21 protein-coding genes are annotated in these 20937 nt (G+C 42.3%); 11 read left to right on the top strand and 10 right to left on the bottom strand.

All coding sequences use genetic code 11. The annotated features are described in order from the left end of the window. Window position 1 precedes the first annotated feature (1 nt). The 4 genes from nuoM to P255_RS10360 all read left to right on the top strand — a co-directional run bounded on the left by nuoM (window position 2) and on the right by P255_RS10360 (window position 4339). Window positions 2–1603: an NADH-quinone oxidoreductase subunit M gene (nuoM, locus tag P255_RS10375; protein ID WP_004901916.1), complete on the top strand. Its 1602-nt coding sequence runs from the start codon at window positions 2–4 to the stop codon at window positions 1601–1603. 3 nt (window positions 1604–1606) lie between these two features. Beyond that, window positions 1607–3103 carry an NADH-quinone oxidoreductase subunit NuoN gene (gene nuoN / locus P255_RS10370; RefSeq protein ID WP_004901915.1) on the top strand — a complete coding sequence of 499 codons (1497 nt, stop codon included), beginning with the start codon at window positions 1607–1609 and terminating at the stop codon, window positions 3101–3103. 100 nt (window positions 3104–3203) lie between these two features. Next, the gene (gene upp / locus P255_RS10365; protein ID WP_004901912.1) at window positions 3204–3839 is read left to right on the top strand and encodes a uracil phosphoribosyltransferase; all 636 of its coding nucleotides are present in this window, start codon (window positions 3204–3206) and stop codon (window positions 3837–3839) included. A 65-nt stretch (window positions 3840–3904) separates the two neighbouring features. Continuing rightward, window positions 3905–4339, top strand: a complete 435-nt coding sequence (locus P255_RS10360) for an excalibur calcium-binding domain-containing protein (protein WP_004901911.1) — start codon at window positions 3905–3907, stop codon at window positions 4337–4339. A gap of 8 nt (window positions 4340–4347) precedes the next feature. On the opposite strand, the gene gigC is transcribed toward P255_RS10360, so the two are convergent. Continuing rightward, entirely contained in the window at window positions 4348–5235 is an 888-nt protein-coding gene (gene gigC, locus P255_RS10355; RefSeq protein ID WP_004901906.1) for a LysR family transcriptional regulator GigC, read from the bottom strand. A gap of 83 nt (window positions 5236–5318) precedes the next feature. On the opposite strand from gigC, the gene P255_RS10350 reads away from it, so the two are divergent. Then, complete coding sequence (locus tag P255_RS10350) at window positions 5319–6080, top strand: ferredoxin--NADP reductase (RefSeq protein ID WP_004901904.1); 762 nt, start codon at window positions 5319–5321, stop codon at window positions 6078–6080. 28 nt (window positions 6081–6108) lie between these two features. On the opposite strand, the gene P255_RS10345 is transcribed toward P255_RS10350, so the two are convergent. Then, on the bottom strand, window positions 6109–6531 hold the full coding sequence (locus P255_RS10345; protein WP_004901901.1) for a hypothetical protein: 423 nt from the start codon (window positions 6529–6531) through the stop codon (window positions 6109–6111). Between the two features lie 163 nt (window positions 6532–6694). On the opposite strand from P255_RS10345, the gene P255_RS10340 reads away from it, so the two are divergent. Further along, window positions 6695–6886 (top strand): hypothetical protein, encoded by a 192-nt coding sequence (locus P255_RS10340; RefSeq protein ID WP_004901898.1) that lies wholly within the window; start codon window positions 6695–6697, stop codon window positions 6884–6886. 38 nt (window positions 6887–6924) lie between these two features. On the opposite strand, the gene P255_RS10335 is transcribed toward P255_RS10340, so the two are convergent. The 5 genes from P255_RS10335 to P255_RS10315 are packed head-to-tail and all read right to left on the bottom strand — an operon-like array spanning window position 6925 to window position 12429. Beyond that, on the bottom strand, window positions 6925–8124 hold the full coding sequence (locus P255_RS10335) for a BaiN/RdsA family NAD(P)/FAD-dependent oxidoreductase (protein ID WP_004901896.1): 1200 nt from the start codon (window positions 8122–8124) through the stop codon (window positions 6925–6927). A gap of 30 nt (window positions 8125–8154) precedes the next feature. Further along, window positions 8155–9054 carry a 1-aminocyclopropane-1-carboxylate deaminase/D-cysteine desulfhydrase gene (locus tag P255_RS10330; protein ID WP_004901895.1) on the bottom strand — a complete coding sequence of 300 codons (900 nt, stop codon included), beginning with the start codon at window positions 9052–9054 and terminating at the stop codon, window positions 8155–8157. Continuing rightward, window positions 9054–10208 (bottom strand): HlyD family secretion protein, encoded by a 1155-nt coding sequence (locus tag P255_RS10325; protein ID WP_004901893.1) that lies wholly within the window; start codon window positions 10206–10208, stop codon window positions 9054–9056. Before P255_RS10325 ends, P255_RS10330 begins: the two co-directional genes overlap by 1 nt. Window positions 10209–10223: 15 nt before the next feature. Next, window positions 10224–11867 carry an MFS transporter gene (locus P255_RS10320; RefSeq protein ID WP_004901891.1) on the bottom strand — a complete coding sequence of 548 codons (1644 nt, stop codon included), beginning with the start codon at window positions 11865–11867 and terminating at the stop codon, window positions 10224–10226. Continuing rightward, window positions 11860–12429, bottom strand: a complete 570-nt coding sequence (locus P255_RS10315; protein WP_035365190.1) for a TetR/AcrR family transcriptional regulator — start codon at window positions 12427–12429, stop codon at window positions 11860–11862. The genes P255_RS10320 and P255_RS10315 overlap by 8 nt, the downstream gene beginning before the upstream one ends. 184 nt (window positions 12430–12613) lie before the next feature. On the opposite strand from P255_RS10315, the gene P255_RS10310 reads away from it, so the two are divergent. The 3 genes from P255_RS10310 (at window position 12614) to P255_RS15500 (ending at window position 14529) form a co-directional block, all read left to right on the top strand. Next, a complete protein-coding gene (locus P255_RS10310; RefSeq protein ID WP_004901886.1) occupies window positions 12614–13378 on the top strand; it encodes a class I SAM-dependent methyltransferase in 765 nt (254 codons plus the stop codon). Between the two features lie 89 nt (window positions 13379–13467). Next, window positions 13468–14049 (top strand): LysE family translocator, encoded by a 582-nt coding sequence (locus P255_RS10305; protein WP_228127532.1) that lies wholly within the window; start codon window positions 13468–13470, stop codon window positions 14047–14049. A gap of 315 nt (window positions 14050–14364) precedes the next feature. Next, window positions 14365–14529, top strand: coding sequence for an NF038215 family lipoprotein (locus P255_RS15500; RefSeq protein WP_004901880.1), 165 nt, complete (start codon window positions 14365–14367; stop codon window positions 14527–14529). Window positions 14530–14587: 58 nt separating this feature from the next. On the opposite strand, the gene P255_RS10300 is transcribed toward P255_RS15500, so the two are convergent. Continuing rightward, complete coding sequence (locus P255_RS10300; protein WP_004901878.1) at window positions 14588–15556, bottom strand: MBL fold metallo-hydrolase; 969 nt, start codon at window positions 15554–15556, stop codon at window positions 14588–14590. Between the two features lie 396 nt (window positions 15557–15952). Then, window positions 15953–18013, bottom strand: coding sequence for a methionine--tRNA ligase (gene metG / locus P255_RS10295; RefSeq protein ID WP_004901877.1), 2061 nt, complete (start codon window positions 18011–18013; stop codon window positions 15953–15955). A 296-nt stretch (window positions 18014–18309) separates the two neighbouring features. On the opposite strand from metG, the gene apbC reads away from it, so the two are divergent. Continuing rightward, window positions 18310–19578: an iron-sulfur cluster carrier protein ApbC gene (gene apbC / locus P255_RS10290; RefSeq protein ID WP_004901875.1), complete on the top strand. Its 1269-nt coding sequence runs from the start codon at window positions 18310–18312 to the stop codon at window positions 19576–19578. Between the two features lie 50 nt (window positions 19579–19628). Further along, window positions 19629–20387: a 5'-methylthioadenosine/S-adenosylhomocysteine nucleosidase gene (locus tag P255_RS10285; RefSeq protein WP_004901873.1), complete on the top strand. Its 759-nt coding sequence runs from the start codon at window positions 19629–19631 to the stop codon at window positions 20385–20387. Here the strand turns inward: P255_RS10285 and P255_RS10280 are convergent. Further along, window positions 20384–20932 (bottom strand): DUF2062 domain-containing protein, encoded by a 549-nt coding sequence (locus tag P255_RS10280; protein ID WP_004901871.1) that lies wholly within the window; start codon window positions 20930–20932, stop codon window positions 20384–20386. The genes P255_RS10285 and P255_RS10280 overlap by 4 nt on opposite strands. Window positions 20933–20937 lie beyond the last annotated feature (5 nt).

Genomic DNA, 20937 nt, shown 5'->3' with positions numbered 1-20937 from the left:
AATGGAAAACAATTTAATTTTACCCGCGCTGATTCTAGTTCCTTTCATTGCAGGTTTTGTATGCTGGTTGGTCGATAAACTCGACCAGCACCTTCCACGCTGGATTGCCCTGATCGGGATGGTGATTACCCTTGGCTTAACTGTAATCTTATGGAGCCATGGTAATTATCACTACGAGTTGGGTTCGCAAGCGCCAACTTTCGCAGCACAATTTTATCTACCGTGGATTAGTTCACTGGGGATTAGTATTCACCTTGCTGTAGATGGCTTGTCATTGCTCATGGTCGGTTTGACTGCACTTTTGGGTATTTTGGCAGTAGGCTGTTCTTGGGGTGAAATTCAGAAGAATGTTGGTTTCTTCCATTTAAACTTACTTTGGAGTTTAGGTGGGGTAATCGGTGTATTCCTTGCGATAGACATGTTCCTGTTCTTCTTCTTCTGGGAGATGATGCTGGTACCAATCTATTTCTTGATTGCACTTTGGGGGCATGCGGGTTCGAATGGTCATTCGCGCGTTTACGCTGCAACTAAATTCTTCATCTATACGCAAGTTTCAGGCTTGATCATGCTGATTGGTATTCTTGGACTGGTAGTCTGGGGTTATATCATGACCAATGGTGTGATTAACTTTGATTACAACTTCTTGTTGGCAGTTGCAAATCATTTACCACCAAGTTTTGCGTATGGTTTCATGGTTTGTATGTTCATTGGTTTTGCAGTAAAACTTCCTGTATTTCCATTGCACGGCTGGTTACCAGATGCACATGCTCAAGCACCTACAGCAGGTTCTGTAGACTTGGCAGGTATCTTGATCAAAACTGCTGCTTACGGTTTATTGCGTTTCGTTATTCCATTCTTCCCGGCAGCATCGGCACAGTTTGCTGATATTGCGATTGTGTTAGGTCTGATCGGCGTATTCTACGGTGCATGGTGTGCTTATCAGCAAACCGATATGAAACGTTTGTTGGCATATAGCTCTATTTCGCACATGGGCTTTGTGTTACTGGCAATTTATGCAGGCAACATCATTACTTATCAAGGTTTGATGATCATGATGTTGGCACACGGTTTATCTTCTGCTGCACTGTTTATCATGTGTGGTCAGATTTACGAGCGCCTACATACACGTGATATGCGTTTGATGGGTGGTATGCGCGGTCAGTTCCGTTACTTGCCATTCTTCTTGATGTTCTTTGTTGCTGCGTTGGTTGGTATTCCTGGTCTAGGTAACTTTATTGGTGAATTCCTGATTTTGATGGGTTCATTTGGTAAATACCCAACATTTACTATTATTGCTGCGATCAGTTTGGTATTGGCTGGTCTTTACGGCTTGATTTTGATTCATCGTTCATTGTTTGGTACTCCAAACCCTGAACAAAAACAGCATTATGCAAACCCACTGAAAGATTTGTCAGCACGTGAGATTGCGATTCTAATGATCTGTGTGATTGGTCTAGTGTGGCTTGGTATCTACCCACAAACCTTCCTTGATGTGTCTCATTCAAGTATGCAGTGGTTAGCGAATAGCTATATTCCTGTTCATAATGGTGTAGATTTGATGCAACAAGCAGTCAGCCAACTTGATAATGTGGAGATCCAATAAGTCATGAACTTCACAATCCAATTTTCAGATCTTATGCCACTTGCTCCAGTCATGATTGTCTCTTTGACAATCGTGCTGGTCATGATCTTAACGGCGATCAAACGTAATCATAATCTGATTGCAACAGCATCCGTTATTGGTTTGAACTTGGCAGCATTCAATATCATTTTGCAAATGATGGGTGGGCAGTTCAGACCTGCTAATGTGATGAACATGTTTATGGTTGATCCATTTACCATGCTTTATCAATTGCTGATTCTGGTTTCTGCCTTGGCATGCTGTACTTTGTCACACGCTTATATTGAAAGCTATAAAGACAACCGTGAAGAGTTGTACTTGCTGTTATTGTCTTCTGTTGCTGGGGCAATGTTGATGGTGGCAAGCTCTCACTATGCATCATTCTTCATTAGCTTGGAGTTGATGTCAGTTCCTGTATATGGTCTGTTGGCATATACGCATGAACGTGAGAAGTCTTTAGAAGCAGGAATGAAATACCTAGTGTTATCAGCAACGGCTTCTGCAATGTTGTTGATGGGTATGGCATATATTTATGCGTATACAGGTACATTATCATTCTATACAGGCTTTGCATCGTTGCTGCAAATGGTGAAAATGGGCAACCCAATGGTGATTTTGGGTCTTGGTCTGATCATCTTCGCAATTGCGTTCAAACTATCGTTAGCACCATTCCACAAATGGACGCCAGATGTTTATCAAGGTGCACCAGCGCCATTGGCAACCTTTTTGGCAACTGCTGCGAAAGTTGCAACCATTGGTTTGTTTGTCCGCTATTTACTTGCAGCAGGTGCATTGATTCCATCAATCAGCCTGATCATCAGCATTATTGCGGTACTCTCAATTATTGTGGGTAACTTGCTTGCAGTACGTCAGGTCAACCTCAAACGTGTTCTTGCGTATTCATCTATTGCACATTTCGGTTATTTGCTTGTGGCTTTGGTTAGCAAAAACTACTTCAGCCTCGACAGTGTAAATATGTATGTGATTGCTTACGTATTAACAACCATTGGTGCGTTTGGTGTTGTGACGCTAATGTCTAGCCCATACAACAATACTGATGAAGCTGAAAGTGTTGCAGACTATCGTGGTCTGTTCTGGCGTCGTCCTGTTTTAACTGCGACATTGACAGTTATGTTATTGTCGTTGGCAGGGATTCCGTTGACTGCAGGCTTTATCGGTAAGTTCATGGTAATTAAAGCTGCGGTTGATGCAGGTCACTGGTTCTTGGCTGCCATGATTATTGTGGGTAGTGGTATCGGTTTATACTATTACTTACGTGTTATGGTTGTGATGTACCTTACACCACCAGAAATTCCACGTATTGACGCTGAAAAACATTGGGGTCAGAAAGTGGGTGGAATCATGGTGCTTGGTGCTGCAGCATTGGTATTGTTGATCGGTGTTTATCCAGATCCTGTACTTAAAATTTCTGCAATGTCACAAGTTCTAGCGCCAATTCAACAAATATTGTTCAACCACTAATTTTAGTGGTCTAAAAAAGCCCTCATTGATGAGGGCTTTTTTATTTCTGATCGAAAAGCGATATACTAGGCGCAACTTAAATCTGTCAGGTGTTCTCCCCGTGCCTATTCAAGAAATTCGTCACCCATTGATTCGCCACAAATTAGGCTTGTTGCGTCGTGCCGATATTAGTACCAAAAACTTTCGTGAACTTGCGCAAGAAGTAACCATGTTGCTGACTTATGAAGCAACTAAAGATTTACCTGTGGTTGATCATGAAATTCAAGGTTGGGCAGGTGAGGTGACTACACAGCGCATCGCAGGTAAGAAAATTACCATTGTTCCAATTTTACGAGCAGGAATTGGGATGTTGGATGGTGTGCTTAATTTGATTCCAAGTGCTAAAGTCAGTGTTTTGGGTCTTGAGCGTGATGAAGAAACTTTACAAGCTCGAACTTATTATAAAAAATTGGTTCCAGATGTAGCTAACCGTATAGCCATGATTATTGATCCGATGTTGGCAACGGGAAGCTCATTAATCGCAGCAATTGATGTACTCAAACAAAGTGGCTGTAAAGATATCCGTGTCATGGTATTGGTTGCAGCGCCAGAGGGTATTGCCAAAGTTGAAGCCTTACACCCTGATATTCGTATTTTTACCGCATCGATTGATGATGGGTTGAATGATCATGGTTACATTGTTCCTGGTCTTGGTGATGCGGGTGATAAAATTTTTGGTAGTGTACAAAAAGACTAATGTCAATTTAAAAAAATACCTGTTAAATCTCTAAATAACAGGTATTTTTTTATGAGACAAGAATGATGAAGAAAGCAGCGATGTTTTTATTTGTCGTTGTTGTATTGGCTGGTATCGGGATTTATATCACTTACTTAAGACTGCAACAACATGAGCAAATGCGTGGACAATATACGCAACAATTGATTCAAGAACAAAAACAGTTGATTGATGAGCAACGCAAAAAACTAGGGCATGTACCAGATCAATTGCCTGAACAAAAAACACAAGTGAATGTTGCACCAAGTATTGTGAGTCGACCTGCACCAGCACAAAAGCCGATGCCAAGCCCATTAGGATACTTTAAATGCGATGGACGGCAATATTGTTCACAAATGCATTCTTTGGCTGAAGCACGTTGGTTTGTTCACAATTGTCCAAATACTAAAATGGATGGCAATGCAGATGGAGAGCCTTGTGAAAAAGACTCTCGTCGAAAAACAGACCCAAATTGGCAATAAAATTAAAATTAGTCTGGCTGTTCGTCACAAAAACGCATAAAGGCTTTAAGTCCAGGTCCTTGATATTTCTGGCGATGAACGAGCATATAAAGTGGGCGTTTTAGTTCCCAAAATGGCGTATCTAAAATAACCAGTTGCCCAGAATTGAGCATTGGGAGCAATGCGAGTTTAGAAATACACGAAATACCCAAACCGCCTGAAATAATTTTTAAAATGGCTTCATTGTGTCCAAGTGTCAGGCGGATATTGGCATCTTCTAAATGATTTAAAATGGCTGTATCAAAAACCTCGCGTGTGCCTGAACCTTCTTCACGCAAAATCCATTCTACATCAGCAAAATCTTGTGGGGTTAAAGGACGGTTTAGCTTTGCTAGAGGATGGCTTGGAGCACAACATACTGCCAGTTCATCATCTCGCCAATGGATGCTTTGTAATTGTGGAATATGGCAGGAACCTTCAATCAGCGCTAGATCAAGCTGGAATTGATTGACAGCTTCAATCATCTGGCGAGTATTACCAACCTGTAATTGCAAGTGAGCTTGAGGCTGTAATTGTAGAAAACCTGCCATTAAATCTGGCATTAAATAATCACTAATTGTTAATGTTGCACCAAGGCGTAAATCAATACTTTGCAATTCACCTTTGGCGACTTGTTCAAATGCTTCACAGCGCCCTAAAATTTCCAGTGCCTGAGGTAGCAAAAAACGTCCAAGGTCATTGAGTTGGAGGCGTTTTCCTAAGCGATCAAATAGTGGCGCACCTAATCCATCCTCTAAATCAGCCAATGCCATACTGGCTGCACTTTGAGTCAGCTTGACAGCATCACTGGCTTTGGTCACAGTCCCTTCTTGGGCTACGGCTACAAAAACAGCCAATTGGCGTAAGGTCATGCGCATAGTTGAAGCCTTAAATGAGTAAAATTATCAATATTTGCCTCGCCATGCTAACATGAGCCGACGAATTCTTGCACCTTGAAATCATGACATCTGAGAAATTTACTGTAGAAAAAGTCTTATCTATTCAACGTTGGGCCGATAATTTATTCAGCTTTAGCATGACACGACCAGCTCACTTTAAATTCACCGCAGGGCAGTTTGCACGCATTGGTTTACAGGTCGATGGCGAACTCATCGTGCGGGCATATTCGGTAGTTTCATCGCCTTATGATGAAACCTTGGAGTTTTTTTCGATTGTTGTGCCTGATGGTGCTTTTACTTCACGTCTAAAAGACTTACAGGTGGGGGATGAGCTGTATCTGGAAAAAATTCCCTATGGATTTTTGACTCTGGCACGCTATCAGCAACCGTTACCACATGATTTATGGTTATTGGCAACGGGTACAGGCTTGGCACCATTTTTGTCTATGTTGCAGGATTTTGAGACATGGCAAAATTATCAAAAAATCAATCTGGTTTATAGTGTACGGACACAAGCAGAGCTGGCATATGTCGAACGTATTCAGGAGATTGCTGCAACTTTTGGCGAAGGACATACAGGGTTTCAATTTGTTCCGATTATTACGCGTGATCCACAGGCAATATTGCATCAGCGTTTGCCAGTTTTAATTGAAAATGGGCAACTGGAAGCTGTGGTCGGACAGCAATTTAACCCAGAAACCAGTCATATTATGCTCTGTGGTAATCCACAAATGGTGGAAGATACCAAAGAAGCCTTAAAGCAGCGTGGCTTGAGCATGAATCGTCGTGGTGAAGGCAATATTGCTGTAGAGAATTACTGGTAAAAATAACTCTGGATATGTTTGCCGCAGCTTAATGCACAAACATATCCATAAAGGTACGGATTTCACTAATTGCAGTTTCAACATCGGAACTGAGCCAGGTCGGTTCAAAAAAACCTGCATAATATTCGAGTCGATCTTGTGGTACGACCAAGCGAATAGGACATTCTTCATCGACTAAACGCCAAGGAACAATGAGTGTATCCTGATCGAGAAATGCTTCGATATTACGTAAATCGATCACTATTGCACTGATAAAGTCAGGAAATGGCATGACAGAAAATTCTTCTGTACGGCGACGAAAATATTCCAAATCACCCCACTTGAGTACATAGCTTGGCTTGCTAAACTCAATCACGCCGATCAGATGCTGATCTCGCGTATAATGTAAATAGCATTGATGCGTCACATCAGTGTCGAGTTCAAGGGAAGTGGATTGCAGGCTATACGACATAATCGTGGTGCATTGAAAAAGTGGCACATAGTATAGCCTATTTTTAGGCTACAGCAGATAAACAATGTATACGTGATGATAATGCTTCTTCACACAACACAACACAAACTTGATGTAGTATAAAAAATAGTCGAATTGACGTGATAGAAAGGAGGAGATGACTATGTTACGCCATCTAAGTCGGTCACTTCATGAGATGTATGTAAAAGAAAATAAACGTCTCGTGCGTTTTATGTTTGCCATGATTGTTTTATTTTATGTAGCAGTTGTGGCCTACATGTTCAGTTACAGCAGCCCAAGTGCCAAAGATGCTTATACAGGGCATCCTCAAGTGACAAAAGTCGTGAAAAATTAAACATATATACTGCTGAAGGAATAGTGTTCCTTCGGCAGTTACACATATTCTGCTGCTGCAACGGCAGATGACCATGCCCATTGAAAATTGTATCCGCCCAAGTGTCCCGTTACATCCAGTACTTCTCCTAAAAAGAATAAACCTTTCTGCTTTTTACTTTCCATGGTTTTAGATGAAACCTCATCCGTATCAACCCCGCCTAAAGTCACTTCTGCTGTGCGGTAGCCTTCAGTACCCGATGGCTTGACCTGAAAGTTTTGTAGCTGAGTCGCAATATTTTCCAGTTTTTGATCGCTGAATTGACCAATTGCGGTTTCACTGTCGCTTGACCAAATCAGTTGCTGCAGTTCAATGATCACAGACTTTGCTGCAAGTTCACTCAGTAATGTGCGCAATAAACTTTTCGGTTGGCTCAGTTTTTTCTGTTTTAGCCATGCACAAAGATCATGCGTTGGGAAAAAGTTGATCTGGAAACTTTCGCCAACCTGCCAATAGTTAGATAGTTGCAATGAACTTGGACCACTCAAACCACGATGAGTGAAGAGTAATGCTTCGGTAAAGGCAGCATCCGCATTGCTTAAAGTTGCTTCTAAAGCATTGCCACTTAAACGACTTGTGACTTCTTTAAATTGATCGGAAAAAGTAAAAGGAACCAAACCTGCACGAGTCGGATAAACTCGATGCCCGAATTGTTGTGCCAGTTTATAACCAAAATCTGAACCGCCGAGTGTTGGAATAGACAAACCGCCTGTTGCGACCACAACCGATTCAGTCTGATAGCTTTGAGTAGAGGTTTTAACACTAAACTGATGCTCTGCAAGCGCTTGGACTTGGGTAACCTCTGCTGAAGTTTGGATGTCGACCAAATCTGTTTTGCTACATTCCGCAAGCAACATATTTAAAATATCTTTGGCGCCGTTTAAAGTAAACAGTTGCCCGTGCTTGCGTTCTTCGTAGGCAATTCCATATTCACAGACCAGACCAATAAAATCCCACTGGTTATAACGTGAAAGTGCCGATTTGACAAAATGAGGGTTATGGCAAAGATAATTTTCAGGTTCGACATCCAGATTGGTGAAGTTACATTTACCACCGCCTGACATCAGGATTTTTTTGCCGACTTTATTGGCTTTTTCCAGTACCAATACGGAGCGTCCGCGTTTGGCTGCACATGCTGCCAACATCAAGCCTGATGCGCCTGCGCCTAATACGATGACATCATACTGTAGAGCAGCCATGTGAGTTCTCCGAATGTTAAAAACCGCGCATTATACTGAAATTTTTGGCATGTCGCCTAACTCTTGTGCCCGCCCTTGTAAACCACCTGTGTGAATGGCGAGAATTCGTGTACCTGACTGAAAAAAACCTTGTTGAATCAGGTCAAAAATTCCCATCAGCATTTTGCCTGTATACACCTGTTCAAGTGGAATCTGATATTGCTGTTCAAATGTTTGAATAAATTGGATCAGTTCAGGTGATATTTTGGCATAACCACCACAACAGTAATCATCGAGAATTTTCCAGTTACTTTTGTCGGTAAATTGCTTCACCTCTTGTGTCAGAAACTCACCTTTAAGTGCAGAAAAACCCAGTAACTGATGACGTGAATCACTGGCTTGGATTAAACCTGATAGTGTACCGCCAGTACCAACTGCACAGCAGAACACATCATAATGATTTAAATCTTCCGAAGTTAGAATTTCCTGACAGCCTTGAATGGCAAGTGCATTGGTTCCTCCTTCAGGAATCAGATAACAGTCGGGGAATTGCGAGTGTAACTGCTGTAAAAAGTCTGGTTCATGACGTTGTTGATAGGTTTGCCGTGAAATAAATTCAAGTTGCATCCCCATCTCGTGTGCAGTTTGTAAAGTTGGGTTGAGTGGACGCTGTGCTAGTTCTTCTCCCCGAATGATACCAATACTTTCTAGGCCAAGCATTTGAGCAGCGTATGCCGTTGCTGCAATATGATTGGAATATGCGCCCCCGAAAGTGAGCACAGCCGTTTTGCCTTGTTGCTGTGCCTGTTGTAGGTTGTATTTGAGTTTATAAAATTTGTTGCCTGAAATTTGGGGATGAACCAAATCCAGCCGTTTCAGATCAAGTTGAATCTCGTTGCGTTGTATTAAAGTTTGTACAGGAATTTGAGGCAACTGGGCTTGAATCTGCATTAGCGTGTGCCTGTTCCTTGTGTCGAAGTATCAACCGAGCTAATGACCGACATTCCAGGTCTGAGGCGTTCCAATTCAGGTTGATTGGGGTCAATTGCAATTTTTACCGCAATACGCTGCACCACTTTGGTAAAGTTGCCTGTCGCATTATCGGTTTTTAAAACACTAAACTCAGAGCCTGCGGCAGGAGAAATTTCCTCAACCCGTCCTGTAAATTTTTTGTGATTCAACGCATCTACGGTAAACGAAGCTTTTTGCCCGATCTGCATATTGGCAATCTGGGTTTCCTTAAAGTTGGCAACCACCCAAGTAGTTTGAGGAATGAGATACAGTAATTGCGAGCCTGCTGCAACATATTGTCCTATCCGCGGAGAAACTTCACCCAGTTGCCCATCCATAGGGGCGGTGATGATGCTGTAATCTTTGGTGGTATTGGCTTGATCGAGTTGTGCTGTTGCATTTTTAACTTGTGCCTGTAAGCCTACTGTAGCAATTTGTGCGGTTTTTAAAGCTTCTTCGGCGACTTTGACGTTGGCTTTGGCTTCATTGAGTAAGGCCAGATTGTTGGCAACATTGGCTCGGCTTTGATCCAGATCTGTTTTGGAAACCGCACCTGTATCACCTAAAGCCTGATAACGATGCAGCTGTTGTAAGGAAAGCTGATATTGGGCTTCGATCTGAGCAACTTTAGCCTGTGCTGCCGCAATATCGGCTTGACGCTGGGCAATGGTTTGTTTTTGATTGTTAAAGTTATTTGCAGCTTGCTCGACACTGGATTGGGCTTGTGACACTTTTTGATTATACGTTGTCGGGTCAATTCGAATCAGAATTTGTCCTTTTTTGACATGATCAAAGTCACTGACTAAAACATCCTGAATATAGCCATTGATTTGAGAAGATAAAACAGTGGTTTTACCTTTAATATAACTGTTATCTGTCTGCTGGATTGGGGTATTGAATGGGCCAATCTGCCATGCCCACATAATCACACTAATCCCAAGCAATAGCACAAAGAACATCAGGATCAAGGTTGATTTTTTGGTTTCAATCAGCTTGCTGACCCGAGGCACTGCCTTTAAATGCGGTTGTTGCTGTGCTGTCGATGTGGCTTCTTGTTCAGCTGGGCGATCATCGGTTTTTGGCTGTTCACTCATAGCATTTCTCTAAAATTAAGAGGATTGAGGTTGGCGGCGGGCATTGTAGTGTGTCGATGCAATGTTGCTAAAGCCCCAAACCAGTAAAATTACGGCAAAAATACCATTTAAATAAATCACATCGTTATAGGCTCGTACCTGTGCTTCACGAGTAGTAACTTGTGACAGGCTGGCTTTTGCCTGTACTAGGGCTTTGCTGTTATCGGTAATATAAGAAGCGTACTTGCTTTGATACTGGCTGAGGCGCTGCGTCACGTTAGGATCGGTAGCTTCCAGGGCATTGTTAATGGTGAGTTGATAAACTTGAGTGCGTTCTTTTTGGTAAGTGGAAAAAAATGAAGACCCGACCAAGCCACCAAAACTCTGGGTTGCCGAAAACAGCACCAGATAAGTCACAACATGACCTGCACCTTGTTGCAAGGCACGACCAAAACCCACCAGCACCAGTGGGCCAATAAACAGACCGCCTGCAAATGCCACTAAAAACTGACTATGATAAAAATTGGCGGGTCGCACATCACTGGTCAAATGAAAGTCCAGACCACAGGCGATAAGTACCAAAAATTCGGCAAAGACCAATTGCAAGACAATCCGTTCACGGGTAAAGGTCAGTGCACTGAAAATAGCGCCTGCAAGCATGCCAAAAAAAATCACTGTGTAGAGGCTGACAAACTGGTCAGGTCCCATACCGACTGTTTTTAGAAAGTTAACGGCTGCATAGGTTTGCTCTGACATCAGTAGACGCAGGGCGAATGCCGCAATAATAAAACGTAGTGTTGGCCAAGTGCCTAACCAGCGCGTCATAATCAGTGGGTTAGTACGCTGATGCTCATAGAAAAACCCCAAAACCAGCAAGGTAAAACCACAGATCAGCACATAAGCAATCCACGGTGAGTCAAACCACCAGCGTAGCGGCCCTTGTACCAGAACTGCACATAAACAGGCAAAGCCTGGGGCAAGTAAGGCAAAGGTCAGGAAATCCCCTTTTTCAAAGACAGCAATACGTAAGCTACGCGGCAACTTGAGTGAAACCACCATCGCAAAACAGCAAATGCTCAGACCAAGTTCAAAGGTATACAGCACCGTCCAGTTGTTGACGTTCACCAGAAGTGGAGAAATAATCCATGCTAGCGGTACGCCCAATTGTCCAATCCCAATTCCCAGATACAGTCCTTTAATGCGATGTTCTTTGCTAAAGCCTTGCATGATGTAATACATGCCCAGCGAGCTAAGAGGCGCTGCTGCCAAACCACTAATAAAGCGGGCAAATAGCGCAGATTGATAGTTATTGACCAAAATATGCATGACCATGACGGCAATAAATGCCAACAAGCCAATTTCACTAAACAAACGCAGTCCATACTGCTGTCGGGCTTTAAACAAAATCAGGTTGGAACTGACATTTGCCATGACATATACGGCAGGTAACCATGCTCCTTCGATAGGGGTTAAGCCGTATTCACCTTGTAGCTGAGGTAAATTGGCGCTAATAAAACCGTTACTCAGCCCTGCGGAAAGTGCAATAAATATACCGATAAAAAAATATAAATAGCGCTTGCCACGTGGGTGCTCAATTGTAGGAGGAGAGCCTGGCAAGATTGGGCGTTCATCGGCAGTCCAGTCGGGCGGTGTCTCCAGATAACGTGGCTGTTTATCCATAACGTGCCTCGTGTGATACCTGAATCCCTGTCAGTAACAATTCAATCGCACGTTTGGCAAGGCGTATTTGTTCTTGTTCGGTATGTCCACGAAACGATGCAGTTAAAATCGAAATAATGCTACGGTAATCTTCAAAAGTCAGATCCGGACGACAAACCTTTGCTGCAATGGCTTGATCAATCAGAGGTTGAATAATCTGCTGATGTTGCTGGATGAGCTCTTGTAGCTGTGCTTCATTGCTATCGAGAACACGCCAGTATTCTTTTAGTGCAGATAAGTGTGGCAGATTGTCAATATGACTGTAAATCAATAAAAACAAGCCATTTTCAAACTGCCCATAATATTTGGCACGTGTTTCCAGATTTTCAATGGACTGTTGCAATAAGGCATAAATCAAGTGTTTGCGGTCAGCAAAATTACGATAAAACGTGGCACGGCCAACCCCGGCATAATCAATAATCATCTGTAAAGGCACATGGATACCATGTGCTTTAATCATTTCTGCCGCAGCATTTAAAAGCTCTTCACGGTTTTGTGCTGCACGTTGTAAGTGTTTGCTCATGATTGCCAAGTCATTCAAAATCTGTTGGTATTTTACGGACAAATTTGTCCGTTTGTATTGGAATAGGTGTTTATAGTTTTGTAAATTAATAACTTTATTTTATGTATATGCTTATAAATCATCATTATTTATTTTATTAAATCTTCTTTATGCTGTGTTTTATATTAGTCAGAAGGAAGAAAAAATGAATACACAACATCAAGTTAATCAACATCAATACCAAGATAAATCAAATGCTTATTTGAACAGTAGCGTACATGCTCAAGGTGCAGAATTTGCCAAAATGCAGCAATGTATCGAGCAGCACCAGTTCAAACGCATATTGGACTTGGGCTGTGGGGCGGGGCATGTCAGTTATCAGGTCGCACCATATACCGAGCAGGTGATTGCTTATGATGTCACCCCGGAAATGGTGGAATTGGTTTGCCAGCAAGCAAAAGAGAAGGGTTTAACCCAAATTCAGGGGCAACAGGGTACAGCCGAGCAATTGCCTTTTGCGGATCAATCCTTTGACTGCATTATTAGCCGCTATTCAGCACATCACTGGCAGCATGTCGGGCAAGCCATGCAGGAAATTTATCGTGTTTTGCAACCACACGGCAAAGTGATTTTTGTGGATATTTTGGGAAATGGTCAGCCTGTTTTAGACACCTTTTTGCAAACGATTGAAATGATTCGTGATCCAAGTCATGTGCGAAATTACAACTTGCAAGAATGGATGCAATTTGCTGAATATGCGGGTTTTCAGGTTGAGCAAGTAGAAAAACAAGTATTGCATTTGGACTTTGACAGTTGGGTCTGCCGCATGCAAACTTCGGCAAGTAGTGTCGAAACGATTCGTGGTTTGCAAGGCAAAGTCTCTGATGCCGTCAAGCAACATTTCCAGATACAGGCAGATGGCTCATTTCAAAGTGATGTGATGTATTTAGTATTGGGAAAAACAGCTTAAGTTCTGCTAAAATAGCCGCCTTTGTTGGTCAGTAAATGGGTACTGTCGTGAATAGTTTGTGGTCGCTTTTTCCGATTGCAGTCGCATTAATGCTAGGTGCAATTAGCCCAGGCCCAACCTTTATTTATGTGGCAAAAAACTCCATTGCAATTTCACGGAAGCATGGCTTATTTACTGCCTTGGGCACTGGCACAGGTGCAGCACTATTTGGTTTACTTGCAGTCATGGGGTTACAGGCAATTTTACTCGCTGTCCCATCCGCATATTTGATGTTAAAAGTGTGTGGTGGTCTGTATTTGCTATGGCTCGCATTTAAAATTATTCGACATGCAAAAGAGCCAATGCAGACCGAGCAAGATACCACCCAGAAAATGAGCTATGCGCAAGCCTATCGTTTAGGGCTGATCACACAACTCAGCAACCCGAAAATTGCGATTGTCCTCGCCAGTATTTTTACCGCTTTACTGCCAAAGGAAATCCCGAGTTATTACTACGTGGTTTTGCCGATACTGTGCTTTTTTATTGATGCAGGTTGGTATTCACTGGTCGCTATGGTGCTTTCGGCTGAAGTACCGCGTAAAGTGTATTTAAAATCCAAAGCGATTTTTGACCGTGTAGCGGGTGGCGTGATGACTTTGCTTGGGCTGAAACTGATTTTTGGGATGAAGTAGTTTAAAGAATTTTAAAAAAGCCTATTGTTCATCAATAGGTTTTTTTATGTCTAATCATTTTGGATTGGCACTATATTAAATTTATTTTCAGCGCGTCAGGTGAATGCATCCGTCATCGTCATCAAGATAATATCAAAGACTTTATGAAATATATAAGCTGTTCTTAAAGATATTTCATATTAAAAATAAGCTGATCTTTTTATTGCCGATTTTGATCATCTTGGAATAAGTTTCTTCACAAATTGAAATATATTTTTTTAAACATTTTGCAAATAAAGTGCTAATTTAGAATAAAACAACAAAGAGGATATGCTCATGAAGACAATATCCATACTCTGCGTAGCCATGAGTTTATTTGTGCTTACAGGATGTGAGCTAAAACAGCCGATTAAAACTCAGCCTAATTACTATGCACGAAGCATTGCAGGTACTCCTGTGTATCAGCAAGACTATCAGTTAAGTGCAGCCAACAAACCGTAAATTTATTTGCTCAGTCCTGAAATAAGGATCAACCTATTTCAGGACGAAGAGATTTGTCTTAATCTTTAAAATGCACGGGAATCCACTGATAACTTTTCCCATCAGCAGAATAAATATGTCCAATTCCCGGGAAAGGCAAATGTGGTGCAGCAATGGTTTCCCCATGTTTGGCATATTCGGCAAACTGTTTTAAGCGTGTTGCGACAGCTTGTTTAGGGTCGACATCATAGCCAATCGCCGTTGCAGGATGATCAAACTGTATGCTGTGTGAATGTACAATATCACCAATAAAAACAATAGTTTCATTTGCTGTTTTGAGTTCATAACTAAAATGCCCTAGCGTATGTCCAGGAGTACTAATCACGTTAAATCCCTGAATCTGATCACCCAGTTTGTAGGTTTTAAAGCGCTGTTTGGCTTGATAAGGGGCGATTGCCTGTTTAATTTTTTCAACGGTGGCTAAATAGCCTGCCTGTTGTGTTTGCGGAAGTTTTTTGATCTGTTCAGGATTAAGCCAGTAATTGGCTTCAGTACTTGAGACATAGACGGTTGCATTTGGGAAATTGGCGATGCCATTTTTACTAATCCCACAGACATGATCGGGGTGAAGGTGAGTCAGCAAAATCGTATTGACCTGTTCAGGTTTGTAACCCGATGCCTTTAAATTGCTTAAAACTGAACCTAAATGTGACCCAAAACAACTGGCAGCACCGCTATCGACTAACACCAGAGAATGACCTGTATTGACTAGAAATGCGTTGATGGAGGTTTGTACGCCTTTGGCTTGGTCAGCATAGTATTTCTTTAGGCTTGCATGGATTTGTTGTTCTGAAAGTCCTTTAAATAAGTTGGGTGATATATAGTTTGTGCCATCGAGCAGGGCAGTAATTTGGGTTTGCCCTGACTGATATTGGTAGTAACCTGCCACTTGTTTTTGTTGCTCGATTGGAGCGGTGGGGGAAGTGGCGAAGGTTGGTAGACTGACGAAGCTAGAGCAGAGTAGAGCTGAGGTGAGTAGTTTTTTCATTTGAGTGTATTTATTGATTTATAGTGTTTATTTTTTAGCATGTAGGGCAAGATTTTTCATCTTTTTTAGTTTGTATAAATGAAGTGAAAATGCGTATGAATCTAAAAACACAGTATTTCTTATCTTATAAAAAGGTGATTGATTATTTTAAGTAGAAGTTCCTTCCCCCTTACTTTTGACTGGGCAAAAGTAACAAAACCCAGTTGTTCGTTAGAGAGCACGTCCGTGTGCCCCTAACGAACGGGCGACATCCATGTCGCAGGTCAATTGATTTTATAGGGTCATAAGACCTGTAATGGATTTTTTCCCTCTCCTTATAGGAGAGGGCTAGGGAGAGGTAAAGACAATAAAAAAAGCCCCTACATCAGTAGAGGCTTTTCTTTTAAGAATTGAATCTTAAGACACTTTATCACCTGGTTTAGCACCAGATTCAGGTGAAATCACCCAAACACCTTCGCCATTACCCGCTGCTAGCACCATACCGTTTGAAATACCAAAACGCATTTTGCGTGGCGCAAGGTTAGCAACCAACACAACCAGCTTATCTTTCAGGTCTTCTGGCGCGTAGAACTCACGAATACCGCTAAATACATTACGTGGTTCAGCTTCGCCCGCATCTAAAGTCAGTTGAAGAAGTTTATCCGAACCTTCAACAGTCGCAGCTTCCAATACTTTCGCAACACGCAGGTCGATTTTGATAAAATCTTCAATGCCGATGATCTCAGCTTCACCAATTTTCGGTTCAGCTTTTTTCTCTTTGGCTTTTTCTTTTTTCTTTTCCGCTTTTGCAGGTTCAGCCGCAGGTGCACCTAAAGATTCTTTAGATTCATCCACCATTGCTGCAACTGCTTTGGGATCAACACGTTGCATGAGTGGTTGGAAAGCGGCAATTTCATGACCCGTTAAAATCGTTTTACGTGATTCAAAGTTGAAGCTGTCAAGTTTTAAGAAAGCTTGAACTTGATTCGCCAATTCAGGCAAGACTGGTGCAAGGTAAACTGCCAATTGGCGGAACAGGTTAATCCCGACAGAGCAGACGTCATGCACTTGTTGTTCTTGACCTTCTTGCTTTGCAAGCGCCCACGGTTTTTTCTCATCGATGTATTGGTTGGCACGGTCAGCCAATGCCATGATTTCACGAATCGCCGCAGAAAATTCACGATCTTCATAGGCTTGAGTAATCGAATCACCCGCGTCAATAAAGCTTTGAACCAATTCTGCTTCAGCACATTCGTTCGATAAGGTATCGTTAAATTTGGTGTTAATGAACTTGGCACAACGGCTGGCGATATTCACCACTTTACCCACAAGGTCAGAGTTCACTTTTTGAATGAAATCATCCAAGTTTAAGTCTGAATCTTCAACTTTGTCTGAAAGTTTAGACGCGAAGTAATAACGCAAATATTCAGGGTTCAAGTGCTGTAAATAAGTTTCAGCTTTAATGAATGTACCGCGTGATTTCGACATTTTCTGACCATTTACAGTCAAGAAGCCGTTTACGAATAAACCTGTTGGCGTGCGGTAGTTTGCACCTTCAAGCATTGCAGGCCAGAACAGTGCGTGGAAGTAAACAATGTCTTTACCAATGAAGTGATAAACTTCATTTTCACTGTCTTTTTTCCAGTAATCATCAAAGTTCAAATCTGGGCGTTTGGTTTTAATGTAGTTTTCAAAACTCGACATATAACCAATCGGTGCATCAACCCAAACATAAAAATATTTGTTTGGCGCATCTGGAATTTCAAAACCGAAATATGGCGCATCACGTGAAATATCCCAGTCTGCCAAGCCTGCATCGAACCATTCATCGAGCTTGTTGGCAATCGAAACAGGCAGACGACCTTGGTCACGCGTCCATTTTTGTAGGTATTCTGAGAAGTTTGGCAGCTTAAAGAAATAATGGTCAGATGATTTCTCAACAGGCGTTGCACCGCTCAGTGTAGAGCGCGGATTTAACAATTCAGTTGCGTTATAGGTTGTTCCGCAGACTTCACAAGAGTCGCCGTATTGGTCTTCAGCTTTACATTTCGGGCATGTGCCTTTAATGAAGCGGTCAGACAGGAACATTTGTTTTTCAGGGTCAAACAACTGAGTGACAGGGCGAATCGCGATGTTGCCTGCTTCACGGTTTTTGACATAAATTTCTTGAGAACGTGCTTTGTTGGTGTCGCTATGGGTTGAGTCATAGTGGTCAAAGCTAATTCCAAAACCTGCAAAATCACGTTCATGTTCTTTTTGAACATTGGCAATCTGCTGTTCTGGGCTAATGCCATTGGCTTCGGCACGTAGCATGATGGCAGTACCATGAGCATCATCCGCACAGACATAAGTCACTTCATGACCTAATGCACGCATGGCACGAACCCATATATCTGCTTGGATATAACCGAGTAAGTGACCCATGTGAATTGGACCATTGGCATAAGGAAGGGCATTTGTGACTAAAATTTTACGCACGGAAGTTGTTCTCTCATTCGTATTTACAAGCAAAAGATTGTACCTGAGCGCGGGAAAACAAAGCAACGCTTTGTCTGCGCATTTGGCGAGGGCTGCGCTGAGTATATCGAACTTTGCTGATTTAAGCGGTGAATTCTTTTCAAATTAAAGATTAAGCGGAATCTTCACATTCAGACCAAAATAAAATCTGGGTATTTTTACCAGTCATATTGATCATGGCTATCAATAAAGTTGACTTAAACTTATCTGCAATTACAGTTAAACTAAACCCATTATCTTTCCTGTTGGAGTCAAATATGTCTTGGTTTTCTTCCTTAAAAGCAAAATTTGCCCCATCACAGGAGGTCAAAGAAGAAGAAATCCAGAAAGTCCTCCAAAGTTACTGTTTGCCTAATTCTGAAAATTTACTCAAAGACCGCATTAGTCAGGTCAATTTACAGGGTCAGATTTTACAGCTCACCATCAATACGCACCCAAGTGAAGCTGAACAATTACAGCAGATTCACGATGAACTTGCCGATGCCTTGGAAAAATGTGGCATTCAGGAACTGAATTTACATGTGATTCAGCAAAAAACAGGGCAAGCAACATCGGGTGGTTGTGGCAGCCAGCAGCATGGTGAAGCAGGGCATAGCTGTTCATCAAAGCCGAAAGCGGAAGCGAACAATTTACCCCCTGTAGTTGATGCCTCGGCAAAACCTGAGCCAGTAGAAGCAGACCCAAATAATCCACCGATTCAAAAAGCTGCACCACAGCAGCGTGATGTACCAAAGCACCCACGCATTCAACATGTGATTTTGGTGTCTTCGGGTAAAGGTGGTGTCGGTAAATCAACGACAACGGTCAATCTGGCGTTGGGGCTACAAAAACTGGGCTTAAAAGTAGGCGTGCTGGATGCAGATATCTATGGTCCAAGTATTCCAACCATGCTAGGCAATGCTGGGCAAACTCCACTGATTGAAAATGAACAGTTTGTGCCTTTGGAAGCCTATGGTATGCCTGTGTTATCCATCGGGCATTTAACAGGGGACAACAATACGCCTGTCGCTTGGCGTGGGCCAAAAGCAACGGGTGCTTTGATGCAACTGTTTAACCAAACCTTGTGGCCTGAACTTGATGTATTGATGATTGATATGCCACCAGGAACAGGTGATATTCAACTGACTTTAGCGCAGCGCATTCCTGTTTCTGGCGCAGTCATTGTGACCACTCCGCAAAATGTGGCATTACTCGATGCGACCAAAGGAATTGAGTTATTCAATCGTATGCAGATTCCTGTATTGGGCGTGGTTGAAAATATGTCAACGCATATCTGTTCAAACTGTGGTTTTGAAGAGCGGATTTTTGGGGTTGGTGGCGGTGATAAAATTTCTGAGCAATATCATATTCCACTCTTGGGGCGTTTACCTTTAAATGCACAAATTCGTGAAAATGCCGATAAAGGTGAACCAAGTGTGGTCGCGATGGATGATGCTCATGACAGTTATATGGCAATTGCCGAACAACTTTTAAAGTGTATTGAAAAGTTACCAAAAACTGATAAAGATCAAAATCGTATTTTTTAATGATTGAGCCCGATGTTTTGCATCGGGCTTTTTTAATGGAGGGATTCACGATGCGGCCGCTGATTATTCAAGGCGCTCTTCCTGTTGAATGTGAACATCTGGCAAGCCAATTAACCAATGTTGAAATGGAAACTATTGGCGGCTGGGTGTTTTGGAAGGGGCAGTATCAGGGCTTTCCAGTGATTATTTCCAAAACCCGTATGGGAATGACCAATTCTGCTGCTGCAACGGCAATTGCGATTTTGAAATATCAGCCCTGTGCGATTATTAATCAGGGAACATCGGGTGGGCATGATCCCGCATTAAATGTATTTGATCTCGTGCTTGGGCGTGCAGTTTGTAATATTGGAGCATTTAAAACACCCAAAAAAGCACTTGGGGAAGGTGCTGATGCTTTAGCATGGCGAGAAGCCTTTGATATGTTAGCAGAAGATGAAACAGATCCTGAACCGATTGCGATTCGACATTTTTATGCAGACCCTGCATTACTCGCTGCAGCACAGTATGTTCGACACGACTATACGGTGGGGCAAGTGGTGGAAGGTATCATTGGCTCGGCAGATGTCTGGAATAATGAACTGGATCGAATTGCTTTTTTTCGAGAGGTTTATGGCACAGTCACCGAAGAAATGGAAGGTGCTTCTGTCGCACAAGTTGCTGCCCAGTTTCAGGTGCCTTTTTTGGCGATACGAGTCATTTCCAATAATTTAACCAATCAACAAGCGTATAATGCGAAAACAGGGCAGGTATGTCAGGACTTTGTATTTAAAGTTGTGCAGCATTATTTTGCAGAATTGTCGAAAAATTAAAGTGGGAATTGATGATGGCGCTTATGCCAGGTGCGAATCACACTCCAACGCCAAAGTACCAGCGTTACGATATAGAGAACTATAGCGACCAGTAATGCTTCAACAATCAAACCCGTCAGAAGGATTTTGGCTAGACTAAAATCAATATGCCCATGTCCAAAATGTTCAATCCAGTTCACTATCTGGTGCATGACACCCATCAGCATGGCCTTGTCGATCATGTGGACCTGATAGATTTTAGTCCCGAACCAAAATCCGATATATAAAATGGGAACTAACGTAAATGGATTACTCAACCATGCCAAAGCCAAGCTGACGGGCAGGTTAATTTCGAGGAGTAATACCGCAAGAACGATGAATATACTATGAAAAGGAATAGGAAGCAGACCGAAGAATGAACCGATAAAAATCGCTTTGCAGATCGATTTTCGGTTGACATACCACAGCAAAGGGTTGGCTGTATGCTTACCAAACAATTTCATCATTTTCATAGAGGAAACTTGTTCGGGCGAAGGCAACCAAGATTGCAATAGTTGTTTAACCATACATG

Source organism: Acinetobacter brisouii CIP 110357, assembly GCF_000488275.1.
GTDB lineage: Bacteria > Pseudomonadota > Gammaproteobacteria > Pseudomonadales > Moraxellaceae > Acinetobacter > Acinetobacter brisouii.
The sequence above is the reverse complement of the archived record's forward strand: the minus strand, read 5'-3'. Positions and strand labels throughout refer to the sequence as shown.